Source organism: Ursidibacter sp. B-7004-1, assembly GCF_053654055.1.
In genome coordinates, this window is sequence record NZ_JBSIUP010000026.1 from 21,660 (window position 1) to 35,428 (window position 13,769).

The window sequence follows — 13,769 nt, forward strand, 5'->3', positions numbered from 1 at the left end:
TTTTTAGAGGTAAATCAATGAGCAATATTTCTCCTGAAGCTGAAAGTGTTAGAACTGCATTACTTGCAAAAGGTATTGAAACACCCACAGTAGCACATCAAAAAGATAAAGATTCACGCCGAGCTGAAATTCAACAACATATGCGTTCGGTTTTAGAATTACTTGGTTTAGATTTACGAGATGATAGTTTAGAAGAAACGCCACATCGTTTAGCCAAAATGTATGTTGATGAAATCTTTAGTGGCTTAGATTATCAAACCTTCCCTAAAATTACTAAAATCAAAAATCAGATGAAAGTAAGTGAGATGGTATTAGTTGATGATATTACCTTAACCAGCACTTGCGAGCATCATTTTGTTACTATTGATGGCAAAGTAGCGGTAGCTTACTATCCGAAAGATTGGGTCATTGGCTTATCAAAAATCAATCGTGTGGTTCAATTTTTTGCCCAACGTCCACAAGTACAAGAACGTTTTACTGAACAAATTCTCACTGCATTTCAAACTATTTTAGAAACTGAAGATGTGGCGGTTTATGTTAAAGCAACACACTTTTGCGTGAAGTGTCGTGGTATTAAAGATACTAACAGCCAAACCATTACATCAGCATTTGGTGGCGTATTTTTACAAGATCGTGATACACGCAAAGAATTTTTATCGTTAATTACGAAATAGTTTTAGGTAGAAAATTGCTCACAAGCGGTAAGATAGGCGGGATAATTTGTAAATGAAGATTGCATTAGGAATTGAGTATGACGGCAGTCGCTACTATGGTTGGCAACGTCAGCAAAATGTAGATTCGGTACAACAAAAGTTAGAAGAAGCCTTATCAATTATCGCCAATTCACCTTGCGAAGTATTTTGTGCGGGGAGAACAGATGCAGGCGTTCACGGTACAGGGCAGGTTGTTCATTTTGAAACATCAGCCAACAGACCACTGCAAAGCTGGTGTTTTGGCACAAATACACACCTTCCTCCAGATATTGCTGTCAAATGGGCTGTGGCTGTACCCGATGATTTCCACGCTCGTTTTAGTGCAACTGCTCGCCGCTACCGCTATATTATTTACAACCACAAATTACGCTCTGCGATTTTGCCTTTTGGGGTATCGCACTATTATCACGAGCTAGATGCAGACAAAATGCACCAAGCTGGGCAATATTTACTCGGTGAAAATGATTTTTCTGCCTTTCGTGCTGCACAATGTCAATCACATACCCCTTGGCGTAATGTTCATCATCTCAATGTGAGCCGACAAGGCGATTATATTATTGTCGATATTCAAGCTAACGCCTTTGTACATCATATGGTACGAAATATTGTCGGAAGCCTAATTGAAGTCGGACAAGGTAAACAACCGATTGAATGGATTAAGTGGCTATTAGAGCAGCGAGATCGTACTTTAGCCGCTCCCACCGCCAAAGCCGAAGGGCTATATTTAGTCGATGTGGCTTATCCAGAACACTTTGCAATCCCAAAAGCAAAATTAGGGCCATTGTTTCTGTCGTGTAAATAATACCCGCTACAGATCACAAACTCAGTAAAACAATCTGTTTCGGATCAATACTTACCCAAATATCTTGGTCTATTTCAAATTGCGTCTCTGATTTAATCGTCGCAAAGCATTCCGTCTGTCCTGCGATGATCGAAATTTCCAAAACACCGTCTTCTTCCATTATATCCTTAACGGTTCCTTTAAATAAATTAACCTTATTTTCCAGTGGATTAGAATAAACTTCTAACCAAGGAGCTTTAATCATAAGTAGCACCTCTTTGTCTAACGATAGTTTTAGTCGCTCTGCACTTTTAGGTGTAATGCAAGCGGTGAGTTCAATAGGAAAATTTGCAATTTGAACACTCACATCACAACCACCATTAAAATACTGAATCCCTGCAACTTTGCCAAATAACTGATTTCTTGCTGAACTTTGTGGTGAAAAAGTTGCCGTTGCTGTGAGAATACTATCTAATGGAATTTGCTCATCTTGCAGAATTTGAAAGGCTTTTTCTTGAGTATGGGAAAGCAAATCATAGAGCTGTAATAAGCGCTCTGCATATGATGTTAGCTGTGTTCCTCCACCATTTTTACCTCCAGTGTTACGCTCTAATAATGGCTTAGGACTAATAGCATTCATTGCTTCTAAATGATCCCAAGCACTTTTATAACTCACGTTTGCATTTTTGGCTGCTTGGTTTATTGAACCCGTATGCTGAATTGCTTTTAGTAGCCCAATCCGTTTAGGATCAACAAAAAGTACTTGCTGAAGTTTGATGGTTAATAAAATTTCATTTGAAAGCATTTTATTGTTTTATAATAATTAATATTAGCAAGCATTATACTAAATACCTTAACAATGAGAAACTCTCTCATTTTCTCATTGATATAATTAGAAAAACCTAATACAGATGTAGAAAATAATAGAGGCTTAAGGTAAAATACATTTCCCGAACGCAATCGTTTTCGCGTGTCATTTTTTCTTCACATATTAACTCTAAAATAGGAAGTCCTATGTCAGCAACAATTTTAGAAACTCTACCTCTTAATCAAAAAGTTGGAATCGCTTTTTCTGGCGGATTAGATACCAGTGCCGCGTTACTTTGGATGCGTCAAAAGGGAGCTGTGCCTTATGCTTATACTGCTAATTTAGGTCAGCCAGATGAAGATGATTACAATGCTATTCCTAAAAAAGCAATGGAATACGGTGCAGAAAATGCTCGTTTAATTGATTGCCGTAGCCAATTAGCTCACGAGGGCATTGCCGCTATTCAATGTGGAGCTTTCCATATTTCAACAGGTGGTATGCCTTATTTTAATACTACCCCGTTAGGTCGTGCGGTAACAGGAACGATGTTAGTAGCAGCGATGAAAGAAGATGATGTGAATATTTGGGGTGATGGCAGTACATTTAAAGGTAACGATATTGAGCGTTTTTATCGTTATGGTTTATTAACTAACCCAAAATTAAAAATTTACAAACCTTGGTTAGATCAAACTTTCATTGATGAACTAGGTGGCCGCCACGAGATGTCAGAATTCTTAATTGCGAATGGCTTCCAATATAAAATGTCGGTAGAGAAAGCATACTCAACAGACTCAAATATGTTAGGTGCAACGCACGAAGCAAAAGATCTTGAGCTATTAAGTACAGGAATCAAAATTGTAAAACCAATTATGGGCGTAGCATTTTGGGACGAAAGCGTTGAAATTAAGCCTGAAACAGTTTCTGTAACTTTTGAAGAAGGTGTTCCTGTTGCATTAAATGGCAAACGCTTAGAAGATCCTGTTGAACTTATTCTTGAAGCAAACCGCATTGGTGGTCGCCACGGTTTAGGTATGACAGACCAAATTGAAAACCGTATCATTGAAGCAAAAAGTCGTGGTATTTATGAAGCACCAGGAATGGCACTATTACATATTGCTTATGAACGCTTAGTAACGGGTATTCATAACGAAGATACGATTGAACAATACCGTATCAATGGTTTACGTTTAGGACGTTTATTGTATCAAGGTCGTTGGTTCGATCCACAAGCGTTAATGTTGCGTGAAACAGCACAACGTTGGGTTGCAAAAGCGATTACAGGTACAGTAACTCTTGAATTACGTCGTGGTAATGACTTCTCCATTTTAAATACTGAATCACCAAATCTCACTTACGAACCAGAACGTTTAAGTATGGAAAAAGTGGAAGATGCACCATTTACTCCAGCAGATCGTATTGGTCAATTAACAATGCGTAACTTGGATATTGTTGATACACGCAATAAATTGGGTATTTACACCGAAACAGGTCTATTATCTGTACAAAATAACGTATTACCACAATTGGGCAATAAATAATCAAATAAAATTGCACCTAATTTAATTAATAAATTAGGTGCAATTCAGACTGATGACAAACCCCAATTTGTTGTATTCAATAAACGGACGCCAGCGTGGTGCCCCTACACAACAAAATAAAATCTGTTATTTATCAATTAGTTATAATTTTCCTTGTAGGGACGCCACGCTGGTGTCCGAATGAAAAAAACTTTGTCAATAATCTGAATTTTTCATTAGGGTGTCTAACTTTATTATTAGGAGGATTTATGAAAAAACTAGAAAAACAAAAATTAGGTCGTCCAGTAATTCCAGCATCAAAAGAATTTAAACAAAATTCTCCAATTTTTATTCCACTTTTCTTTGCTGATCCAACAAAAAAAAGACAAATTGTATGGGAACTACAACTAGAAGATGGGTTACGAGATACAGGTGATGTACAGAGAAATCGAATTAATTTACCTAGTTTACCTGTAGGAAAACACCAACTCACGCTTATTGTGGGTCAGCCAATGCTCTCCATAGGTCATAAGATATATCAATGCGAACTAACTATCTCGGAATGTTCGCCCAAATACAAGTAACTCTTGTGTTACGCTCAAAGGCGATCTAGATAAAATGATTCGCCTTCATTAGCTAATTTACAATTACTACTCGTTTGCCAAATCCATATCTTTAGTTTCTTTAACCCAGTACAGTGCTAATAAACTAATAAGTCCATTTACCGCCAAATAAAGTCCAACAGCTTTTAAACCGTAATTCGCGTTTAGTTTTAACGTAATAAGTGTCGCAACACTTGCCCCTAAAATTCCAGCACAGTTATACGCTAACGAAGCCCCTGAATAACGGGCGGATGTTGGAAATAATTCGGGAAGAAAACTTGCCAATGGTCCATAGCCCATTCCAATCAACCCCATTCCAATCATTAAGAACCAAAATAGGCTTTGGGTTGTTCCATTTTCTAAAAATAGTGGCAAAGTGACACCTAATAACACCACGCCCCAAGTGGCTACAATAAGCCAAATTCTCCGTCCGATTTTATCAATATAAACGCCAGATAGTGCGATAGTTATTGCAAGAGAAAAAGCACTGCACATTAACAACGTCGTAAATGTTTTAGCTGAAATGCCTAAGCCCATTGCATAACCTGCCTCGGATAGCACTGGAGCTGATTTGGCATAAATTTGGCTAAAAGCAATCATAATGTAAAACAGCACATAGCCTGCAACCGAAATCATCATTCCTAAGAAGAAAGGCTTAAAATAGGTAGTAAATACCGACACCATCGGAATTTTGTGCGGTTGTTTCGTTTCCATTGCATTTAAGAAAACAGGGGTTTCGGTCAGTTTTAAACGAACATAAATGCCGATAGCAATTAGCACTACCGAACTTAAAAATGGAATACGCCACGCCCATTCCAATAATGCTTGCTCGCCAAATAGGGCAACTATCAACAAAAAGATACCATTAGCAGCTAATAAACCGATAGGTGCACCTAATTGTGGGAAAATGCCATACCAACCTCGTTTACCCTGCGGAGCATTCTCAATAGCGACTAAGGCTGCACCACCCCACTCTCCACCTAAGCCGATACCTTGACCGATACGGCATAAACAAAGCCCTATCGTCGCCCAAATACCAATACTTTCGTAGGTTGGAAGTAAACCAATGATGACAGTAGATACCCCCATTAAGAGTAACGACATCATAAAGGTTTTTTTACGCCCAATACGATCACCAAAATGCCCGAAAATAGCGGCACCTAACGGTCTGGCAATAAAGGTTAATGCTAAGGTTGAAAGTGCCGCTAACTGCCCTGTCATCGGATCATCACTACTGAAAAACTGTTGGTTAAACACCAATACGGCTGCCATTGCATAAATATAGTTATCAAAGTATTCAATCGCTGTGCCAACCATTGTTGCCGTTGCGACTTTTTGTGGGCTATTTTGCATTATTTGCTCCTTTTGCGATCTGCTTCAAAAAGCTATCTACCGTTGTGGCGATATGTTTAGCCTGAGTAATCGCAGTAATCACTGCAACACCATCCGCTCCATAAGCGATAAGTTGCTCAACACTATCTTCCTTCACGCCACCAATCGCAACCAATGGTTTTGTAATCCCTGCTTGACGTAATGTTTTAATAAATTCCATTCCAACAACAGGTTTCGGATCTTCTTTAGACTGAGTAGGAAAAATCGGTCCAATACCAAAGTAATCAATTTCATCAACCACATTGCTAAATTCAGCTTCTTCCATTTTATTTACCGATAACCCGATAATCAGTGGCTTATCCGTTTTAGCTCGAATGGCTTTGGGGTTCATATCGCTCTGCCCAACGTGAATACCGTCAGCCTCAATAGCTAACGCTAATTCAACATTGTCATTGATAATAAAAGGTACACGATATTGACGACAAAGGTCTCTACATTTGATGGCTAAAGCGATTTGTTGCTCTGGGAATTGTTCTAAAGACAATTTACCTTTATCACGAAACTGAAAGCAGGTAATTCCTGCTTTTAACGCATCTTCCAACACAGCAACTAAATTATCTGCTGGACTGCCTTGTAAATGGAAACAATTTTGGCTACCTGCAACAAAGTAAAGCGGTAAGATTTGATGAATATTTTGCATTTTATTTCTCCAAACTGACCGCTTGTTCTTCTTTATATGCCCAATGGTTTGTTGGCCCGTATCCTTGCCCAATTCCTAGCGGCTGGTTTATCGCTTGGGTAATAAAGGCTTTTGCCGTATGCAATGCCTGTTTGAGAGAATACCCTTTAGCTAATTCTGCCGTTAAGCAAGCCGAAAAAGTACAGCCTGTACCGTGTGTATGAGGGGTATTAAAACGTGGTGAATCCACATAAAAGGTTTCATTGTCTGAAAAGACCCAGTCTCGACAAATTTCACTTTGTGAATTCATACTATGTCCGCCTTTAATCACCACTGTTTTTGCTCCTTGCTGACGCAGTGATTTTGCCGCTTGTAAAAGCGATTGTTCATCGTGAATTTGAATCCCAGTTAAACTTTCCGCCTCAGGAATATTCGGTGTGATCACCGTTGCTAACGGTAATAATTTTTGGCTTAATGATTGAATTGCATTTTGTTGCAACAATGCTGATCCACCTTTTGCAATCATTACTGGATCAAGCACAAAAATCCCAAAATCATACCGCTTAATATTCTCCGCTACGCACTCAATAATCTCACTCGTTCCCAACATTCCGACTTTAAACGCATTGATTTGAAAATCATCGGCGATGGCTTTTAGTTGGCTTTCAATGGTATTTAATGGAATGGTGTGAATATCAAATACACCTAGCGTATTTTGTGCGGTTACAGCGGTAATCACTGAAGTACCGAATACACCACGCATTTGAAAGGTTTTCAAATCTGCCTGAATACCTGCTCCACCGCCACTATCCGAACCAGCAATCGTTAAAACTTGAGCAATCTTAGACATAATTCACTCTCCCATTTTGCTCTACCTCTTGTGCAGAGATTTCTGCCAATTTATCCAATAACCCCGTATAAAATTGCCCATACTGAGTTGCTTTAAGGGATTTTGCGACAAGCTCACCTGCAATAGCATAAGTACTACAACACTCAACCGCCGCATTGAAATAATCGCTTTTATCCGCCACCGCAAAAAATGCCCCAGAAATTGCACTTAATAAGCAACCTGATCCTGTAATTTTAGGAAACATTGCCGTACCGTTGTGTAGCGTAGCAATTCGATTACCGTCACTAATCACATCAACTTCACCGCTCATCATTGCAATAGTTTGATATTTTCGTGCCACTTGCTGACAAATAGCATTTAAATTCGCATCACCTTTGCCTGCATCAACCCCTTTCGCTTGCCAATCTACATCTGCTAAATAAGCAAGCTCCCCAGCATTACCACGAATACCGCTGAACTGAATATGTTCTAGCAGTTGTGCTACGGTTTGCTTACGATATTGCGTAGCCGCTACGCCCACAGGATCAAGAATCACAGGAATACCTAATTGATTTGCTGTTTTACCTGCTAACAACATCGCCTCTATTTCTTTACCGACTAATGTTCCAATATTGATTACTAAGGCTTGACTAATAGCTGGCACATCTTCCATTTCTTCAATCGCCACCGCCATAATAGGCGATGCCCCCAAAGCGAGTAGCCCATTTGCACAATAATTTGCCGCCACAATGTTAGTAATATTATGAATAAGCGGATTTTGTGCACGAATTTTAGCTAAATAATAGGATCGCATTTTTACTCCTTACTGGATTTCAACCGCATAATGTTTAACTTCAGGAATGGATTTAATTAACCCTTTTTGGTGCATAAACTCCGCCATTTTTTGATAACGATGATTATCCATCGCTCTTGGTCTAAGTGCTAAACGTGGAAGCGTATCTCGCCACGCTAAACGATTTAATTCATTATCCAACTCTTTCGGTTTATAGCTGACAAAGAGTTTCCACGCATCATCTTGATGGTTAATTAAATAGGTGGTTGCCTGCTCTAAAGCGGTCAGAAATGCTGAAAGTTTTGCATTTGAAAGATGCTGCTGATGAGCTACTAGAATCAGTTCGTCATAAGCGGGTACACCGTGTTCTTCTGGGAAGAATGCAATACCCTGATGTTTTTCAAGTTGTAGTTGGTTAAGTTCAAAATTACGGAATGCACCAATTACCGCATCAACCTGACCCGACAGCAAAGATGGTGAGAGCGACCAATTCACATTCACTAATTCAACATCTTGACGAGTTAAATTGACGGAAGAGAGCATCGCCTCTAATAAGCTATCTTCAAAACCACTTACCGAATAGCCAATTTTCTTGCCTTTTAAATCAGATAACTGATTGATTTTGCCATTTTTTAATGCCACTAAACTATTCAATGGTGTTGAAACTAACGTCCCAATTCTAATAAGTGGTAATCCTTCCGAAACGTGTTGTAAAAGTTGCGGTTGGTAGTCGATAGCAATATCTGCTTTACCACTTGCGACTAGCTTTGGTGGTAATGAAGGATCGGCCGGTTCAATAATTTCCACCTCCAAACCATTTTGAGCAAAATAGCCTTTCTGCTGAGCAACAATAATTGCAGCATGATCGGGGTTTACAAACCAATCTAGTAATAGCGAAAGTTTCTCTTTTGCCGAAACATTATTTGCCCAACTAAAGACACAGAATACACAGAGTATGTTGATTAGCTTTTTCATTATTTTCTCCTTTGGTTGTTTAATTAACTTAAATCTAGTCCCATCTGCCAAAAAGCAGCTTCCATTCGAGTTGCTGTATTAAAAATTGCTTGAAGTGATTGAATCTGTTGTGGTGAAAGCGATGCACACAGCTCATCTAAAAACAGTGCCAAATCTTGTGCTGCTTGTTGAAAAGATGGCGAGGCATAAGCATCAATCCACGCTTGATAAGGATTACCTTCAGGGCTTAATTTCTGTTGTACAATATATTTCGCAATCTCCGCATAACCGATAGCACAAGGGGCAATTGCAGTATATAACTCAGCTAATCCACCTTTTATTCCACAATCTAAAACATAACGGGTATAAGCCACACAAGCCGATGATTCTTGTGTACTAAACAGTTCTTGCTCTGAAATTCCCCACTCTTTGCAAAATTGAATATGGAGTTCAATTTCATTTAACAGCTCATTATTAGCTTGTTGAGCTTGACGAATTTGTGCAAAGTTGTCCGCTTTATAAATGCCTAATGAAATCGCTCGGCTATATTGAAATAAGAACAGATAATCTTGTTTCAAATAATGCTGAAAAGCGATTTTCGGCAATGTCCCTTTCGCAAGTTGTTGGACAAATTCGTGATGAGTATAGTCTTGCCAATGTGGCGTTGCTTGTTGTATAAACTGTTGAATAATCGACATTTTTTCTCCTTTTATTGATTATCTCTAACAAATTTTATTTAACGTAATTCTCTCGCCCAAGGGATTACACGTCGCAGCAATAAATCAACGGAAAAATAAAGGCAAAGAGTCATAATGACTAACATAAATAAAGCCGCAAACATCAAATCCACTTGCATTCGAGCATTTGCGTGTAACATCAAATAGCCTAACCCTTCTGAAGATCCGACCCACTCCCCCACCACTGCACCGATAGGAGCTATCGAAACCGCAATACGCAAGCCCGATGCTAAAGCAGGTAAAGCGGCAGGTAATTGCACTTTTAGTAATATCCGTAATGGCGAAACGCCCAAAGTTTTAGCGAGATCTAACCAATTCTTAGGGGTATGACGTAAACCGTCAAAACAAGCAGCCGTTACGGGAAAGAAAATAATCAAAACCGTCATCACAATTTTTGATGCCAGCCCATACCCAAACCAAAGCACAAGCAATGGTGCAATGGCGAACACAGGAATAGCTTGAGAAATCACCAAAATTGGCAGTAAAAAACGAGAAAGGGTTCGAGAAAAATAGAGCAATAATGCGGTAAATAGCCCAAAACTACAGCCTAAAAGTAATCCAATTAAAATCTCAAGCAATGTAATTTGTGTGTGTTGCCATAAGAGTGAAAAATGTGAAAAAAGCCTTACGCCCACACTTTCAGGCGGCGGCAAAATATAATGGGGTAACGAGAAAAATTGAGTACATAGCCACCATAAGCCAAATAAGCTCAACAAGATCACAAGCGGTCGGATTAGTGAGAAGATTTGCAAAAATTTTTTCATATCTCACCGCTTGCTAGTTCGGCTAAAAGCCGTTGTTGTAAACCTAACACTTCTGCTTGTTGTGTGGCTTTCGGTGGGAAAATAGGGGCTGATATGCTGATCGGCTGATCTTTTAAGATAAAGATTTGATCACTTAATCGAATGGCTTCAAATGGATCGTGTGTGACCAATAACACCGTTTTATCATCAAGTAACTCTTGGGTTAAATCTTGGAGTTGATGACGAGTTACAGCATCTAATGCAGAAAAAGGCTCATCAAGCAAAATCAAATTTGCCTGTTGCATCAGAACTCTTGCCAATGCCACACGTTGTCGTTGTCCTCCCGAAAGTTGATAACAAGGCTTGTTAAGATGCTTATCCATCTTCACCGCCACCAATATTTGATAGGCTTTATCACAAGTTTCTGATGTTTTTGTACCTGATAAATAAGCCTTTAACTGCACATTATCTAGCAGAGATAACCAAGGCAATAAATTATCTTGTTGTGCCATCCACGCAATCTTGGTTTCGGCTTGATAAATAACCTCTCCGCCCGTAATCGCATCATTTTCTAAACCTGCTATGGCACGTAATAAGGTTGATTTCCCCACACCAGAGGTGCCGAGTAATGTTGACCACTTACCTGAAGAAAGCTGCCAATTAAAATGCTCAAACAGCTTTTGCGAGCCAAAGGCTAAAGAGAGATCACGAATCTCCACACACCACATAGCAACACCTATTAGGATTTAGCTGTGAATAAGGGAAATACGGAAAGATTAAAAATTGAATATGGAGAAAGGGATATTATGGTTTTCATCGCTTAGTTTCCTACGGCAGTATTAACTGAATCAGGTTCACGGGTATCATCTCAGCTACAAGTAGCACCCCGACTAAATTGAAAACGAGTATAAGGGATCTTAATGAGAATGCAAATTTCTTTACATTTCTAACCGCTTATAGATTAAAAATGCCAAATAAAAAAATCTGCACTTTACTCCGTAAATATTTTTACGTTTCAAGTACAGATTTAATACTCGGTTAATTTAAAACCAGTTTAAAGCTAGTTTAAAACTAATGATAAATTACCACTGATAGCCTACGCCAACCCCACCAGATAAGTGACCTTGGCTGTTTGCAGTACCTTGTAATTTCAAGACGACTTTACCATTATCACTTGCTCTAGAGTAACCAACAGAGAGTGCTGAAGCACCAGCATATCCACCAGCAGCAGCGGCAACCATTGACTTACCAGGGATATAAACTTGTGGTAACGATGCTGCGGCAGCAGAGCTTGCTCCAATACCACGAACACGTTTATCTAATTTGCCCACTTTATTATCAACAGCATTAAGTTGGTTCACATTAACCGCATCAGTGCCTCTAACACCCGGTGCAACATTGCTGATAACTTTGTTGCCTGCGTTAATACCTTGATTATTAATAGTAACACCGCCAACATTTAAGCTACCGTTTTCTGGCAATTTAACATCTTTCGCTAAGCCAAAGGTTACATCATTGCCATTTTTGGTAATTTCAATGTTGCCATCTTTATTATTAAGATCAACAGTTGCTCTTGGTTTAACATTAGAGCTGTCTTTACCATTTACAGTTAAATTCCAACCAGCTTCTGCAGTTTCTTTAACCTCATATAATTGGCTACCATTTACAGCATCTTTGCTGTTTGCATTTACATCACCGTCTTTTACATTGGTAACTTTATTGCCTGCAACATCAACTTTGTCTTTTGTTACTGTCGGACCACCCTCGACGGTTAAACCATCATTATCGATCTTCGTATTACCTGTTTTTACGCTGCCCTTATCGCTCAAATCAATGTTTTGAGCCAATTTGACATTTAAGGTACCTTTATCAGGATTTGCAACAACACCAATATTATTATCGGTCAGCTTATCCTTGTTAGCACCGCCCTTAATATCTAAGCGAGAGTTCAATGGGCGTTTCACCTCAACATCTTTGTCATCACCTGCAAAACGCAAGCCATCATTCAAGGTTGCTACTTCTTCGGTAATGGTCTTAGTTGGGTATTTCGGATCTTTGGTTTCATAAACGATACGAGTTTTACCTTCTGTACCATCTTTACCATCTTGACCTTTAGCACCATCTAAACCTGCTCGACCATCTTTAACACTGATATTCGCAGATGCACCATCTTTGCCATCAGCACCTTTCGGACCTGTCAAGCCGATCGAGCCGTCTTTGCCGTTTAACACCACAGATGAACCGTCTTTACCGTTTACACCAACTGTGCCATCAATGCCGTCTTTGCCTGGTTGACCGTTTTGGCCTGGTTCGCCTTTTTCGCCAACTTGAACATTATTGGTCAAAGCGACCTGCAGTTTCTTAGCACCGTCTGTATCGGTAATGACAGATGTGCTTAATGACGGACCTTTGCCTACCACAGCAATGGCTGTATTCAAGTCTTGCTTGATTTCGTTGCCATTTTGGTCTTTCAAACCAAAACCGCCGTCAATCTTATCTTTGGTGTCTTGGCTTAAATCAACTTTGTAATCAGTAACACCAGTCTCAGTATTAGGTGTAGGTGTAACTACAACTTTGTCAGAGCCACTGCTTACAGTTGTGTCTTTTCCGTGTACTGTGAAAGTTTTGCTACCATCAGGATTATCCTTGGTCTCAACAGTAATGTTTTTACCCGGCTGAACATCCCCTGCACCACCAGGGGTACCATCTTCACCTTTAGGACCTTGTGGACCTGCCGGACCGGTTGCACCGTCTTTGCCGTTGGTGATGTTTGTTGAAACAGGAGCTGAACCATCGTTGTTATTAACAGTAACGGTTTTGCTGCCGTCTTGGTTTTCAACCAAGGTTACGGTTGGACTCTTACCGTCTTTACCGTTATTCACCGTGGTGCTGGTGCTTGTGCCATCAGGGTTGTTTACTGTGATGGTGTGTGTACCGTTGCCGTTGTCTGTCACAGTCGCTGTGGCTGATTTACCGTCAGCACCTTTTTCACCTTGTTCACCTTTTTCACCATTCTTACCATCTTTAACAGTGGCAGTGCTTTGAGTGCCATCTGCGTTGGTGATGGTAATGGTGGCTGTGTCGCCAACTTTTTCTACGCTGGCAGTTGGTGATTTGCCGTCTTTACCGTTGGTGATGTTTGTTGAAACAGGAGCTGAACCATCGTTGTTATTAACAGTAACGGTTTTGCTGCCGTCTTGGTTTTCAACCAAGGTTACGGTTGGACTCTTACCGTCTTTACCGTCATTCACCGTGGTGCTGGTACTTGTGCCATCAGGGTT

Annotated in this window: 14 protein-coding genes and 1 riboswitch; of the genes, 4 read left to right on the forward strand and 10 right to left on the reverse strand. The window is 39.8% G+C overall.

The genetic code is table 11. The features are described 5' to 3' along the window. Positions 1-17 precede the first annotated feature (17 nt). Together folE and truA are read left to right on the forward strand one after the other, a co-directional pair. Positions 18-674 carry a GTP cyclohydrolase I FolE gene (gene folE / locus ACWIW0_RS09030; RefSeq protein WP_454446676.1) on the forward strand — a complete coding sequence of 219 codons (657 nt, stop codon included), beginning with the start codon at positions 18-20 and terminating at the stop codon, positions 672-674. Between the two features lie 52 nt (positions 675-726). Further along, positions 727-1,515: a tRNA pseudouridine(38-40) synthase TruA gene (truA, locus tag ACWIW0_RS09035; RefSeq protein WP_454453048.1), complete on the forward strand. Its 789-nt coding sequence runs from the start codon at positions 727-729 to the stop codon at positions 1,513-1,515. A 13-nt stretch (positions 1,516-1,528) separates the two neighbouring features. Here the strand turns inward: truA and ACWIW0_RS09040 are convergent, their stop codons facing one another. Further along, positions 1,529-2,299, reverse strand: a complete 771-nt coding sequence (locus ACWIW0_RS09040; RefSeq protein WP_454453049.1) for a TOBE domain-containing protein — start codon at positions 2,297-2,299, stop codon at positions 1,529-1,531. A 209-nt stretch (positions 2,300-2,508) separates the two neighbouring features. Here ACWIW0_RS09040 and argG point away from each other — a divergent pair, with 209 nt between their 5' ends. Together argG and ACWIW0_RS09050 are read left to right on the forward strand one after the other, a co-directional pair. Further along, entirely contained in the window at positions 2,509-3,840 is a 1,332-nt protein-coding gene (argG, locus tag ACWIW0_RS09045; protein WP_454444412.1) for an argininosuccinate synthase, read from the forward strand. Between the two features lie 248 nt (positions 3,841-4,088). Continuing rightward, positions 4,089-4,403 carry a hypothetical protein gene (locus tag ACWIW0_RS09050; RefSeq protein WP_454453050.1) on the forward strand — a complete coding sequence of 105 codons (315 nt, stop codon included), beginning with the start codon at positions 4,089-4,091 and terminating at the stop codon, positions 4,401-4,403. 66 nt (positions 4,404-4,469) lie between these two features. Here the strand turns inward: ACWIW0_RS09050 and ACWIW0_RS09055 are convergent, their stop codons facing one another. The 9 genes from ACWIW0_RS09055 to ACWIW0_RS09095 form a co-directional block, all read right to left on the reverse strand. After that, positions 4,470-5,774, reverse strand: coding sequence for an MFS transporter (locus ACWIW0_RS09055; protein ID WP_454453051.1), 1,305 nt, complete (start codon positions 5,772-5,774; stop codon positions 4,470-4,472). Continuing rightward, positions 5,764-6,453: a thiamine phosphate synthase gene (gene thiE / locus ACWIW0_RS09060; protein WP_454453052.1), complete on the reverse strand. Its 690-nt coding sequence runs from the start codon at positions 6,451-6,453 to the stop codon at positions 5,764-5,766. The genes ACWIW0_RS09055 and thiE overlap by 11 nt, the downstream gene beginning before the upstream one ends. Before the next feature lies 1 nt (position 6,454). Beyond that, a complete protein-coding gene (gene thiD, locus ACWIW0_RS09065) occupies positions 6,455-7,282 on the reverse strand; it encodes a bifunctional hydroxymethylpyrimidine kinase/phosphomethylpyrimidine kinase (protein ID WP_454453053.1) in 828 nt (275 codons plus the stop codon). Beyond that, positions 7,275-8,075 (reverse strand): hydroxyethylthiazole kinase, encoded by an 801-nt coding sequence (gene thiM, locus ACWIW0_RS09070; RefSeq protein WP_454453054.1) that lies wholly within the window; start codon positions 8,073-8,075, stop codon positions 7,275-7,277. Before thiM ends, thiD begins: the two co-directional genes overlap by 8 nt. Positions 8,076-8,084: 9 nt before the next feature. Continuing rightward, positions 8,085-9,029: an ABC transporter substrate-binding protein gene (locus tag ACWIW0_RS09075; RefSeq protein ID WP_454453055.1), complete on the reverse strand. Its 945-nt coding sequence runs from the start codon at positions 9,027-9,029 to the stop codon at positions 8,085-8,087. Between the two features lie 23 nt (positions 9,030-9,052). Continuing rightward, positions 9,053-9,706 carry a thiaminase II gene (tenA, locus tag ACWIW0_RS09080; RefSeq protein ID WP_454453056.1) on the reverse strand — a complete coding sequence of 218 codons (654 nt, stop codon included), beginning with the start codon at positions 9,704-9,706 and terminating at the stop codon, positions 9,053-9,055. A 38-nt stretch (positions 9,707-9,744) separates the two neighbouring features. After that, positions 9,745-10,509, reverse strand: coding sequence for an ABC transporter permease (locus ACWIW0_RS09085; protein ID WP_454453057.1), 765 nt, complete (start codon positions 10,507-10,509; stop codon positions 9,745-9,747). Then, on the reverse strand, positions 10,506-11,216 hold the full coding sequence (locus tag ACWIW0_RS09090; protein ID WP_454453058.1) for an ABC transporter ATP-binding protein: 711 nt from the start codon (positions 11,214-11,216) through the stop codon (positions 10,506-10,508). Before ACWIW0_RS09090 ends, ACWIW0_RS09085 begins: the two co-directional genes overlap by 4 nt. Positions 11,217-11,296: 80 nt before the next feature. Continuing rightward, positions 11,297-11,387: riboswitch (TPP riboswitch) on the reverse strand. A gap of 183 nt (positions 11,388-11,570) precedes the next feature. Next, positions 11,571-13,769 (reverse strand): YadA family autotransporter adhesin (locus ACWIW0_RS09095; protein WP_454453059.1); only part of this gene is annotated, 2,199 nt, incomplete at its 5' end.

Bases quoted from the DNA above. Each gene is read 5' to 3' on its own strand.
- folE (WP_454446676.1), top strand. From the start codon at position 18: ATGAGCAATATTTCTCCTGAAGCTGAAAGTGTTAGAACTGCATTACTT.
- truA (WP_454453048.1), top strand. From the start codon at position 727: ATGAAGATTGCATTAGGAATTGAGTATGACGGCAGTCGCTACTATGGT.
- ACWIW0_RS09040 (WP_454453049.1), bottom strand. From the start codon at position 2,299: ATGCTTTCAAATGAAATTTTATTAACCATCAAACTTCAGCAAGTACTT.
- argG (WP_454444412.1), top strand. From the start codon at position 2,509: ATGTCAGCAACAATTTTAGAAACTCTACCTCTTAATCAAAAAGTTGGA.
- ACWIW0_RS09050 (WP_454453050.1), top strand. From the start codon at position 4,089: ATGAAAAAACTAGAAAAACAAAAATTAGGTCGTCCAGTAATTCCAGCA.
- ACWIW0_RS09055 (WP_454453051.1), bottom strand. From the start codon at position 5,774: ATGCAAAATAGCCCACAAAAAGTCGCAACGGCAACAATGGTTGGCACA.
- thiE (WP_454453052.1), bottom strand. From the start codon at position 6,453: ATGCAAAATATTCATCAAATCTTACCGCTTTACTTTGTTGCAGGTAGC.
- thiD (WP_454453053.1), bottom strand. From the start codon at position 7,282: ATGTCTAAGATTGCTCAAGTTTTAACGATTGCTGGTTCGGATAGTGGC.
- thiM (WP_454453054.1), bottom strand. From the start codon at position 8,075: ATGCGATCCTATTATTTAGCTAAAATTCGTGCACAAAATCCGCTTATT.
- ACWIW0_RS09075 (WP_454453055.1), bottom strand. From the start codon at position 9,029: ATGAAAAAGCTAATCAACATACTCTGTGTATTCTGTGTCTTTAGTTGG.
- tenA (WP_454453056.1), bottom strand. From the start codon at position 9,706: ATGTCGATTATTCAACAGTTTATACAACAAGCAACGCCACATTGGCAA.
- ACWIW0_RS09085 (WP_454453057.1), bottom strand. From the start codon at position 10,509: ATGAAAAAATTTTTGCAAATCTTCTCACTAATCCGACCGCTTGTGATC.
- ACWIW0_RS09090 (WP_454453058.1), bottom strand. From the start codon at position 11,216: ATGTGGTGTGTGGAGATTCGTGATCTCTCTTTAGCCTTTGGCTCGCAA.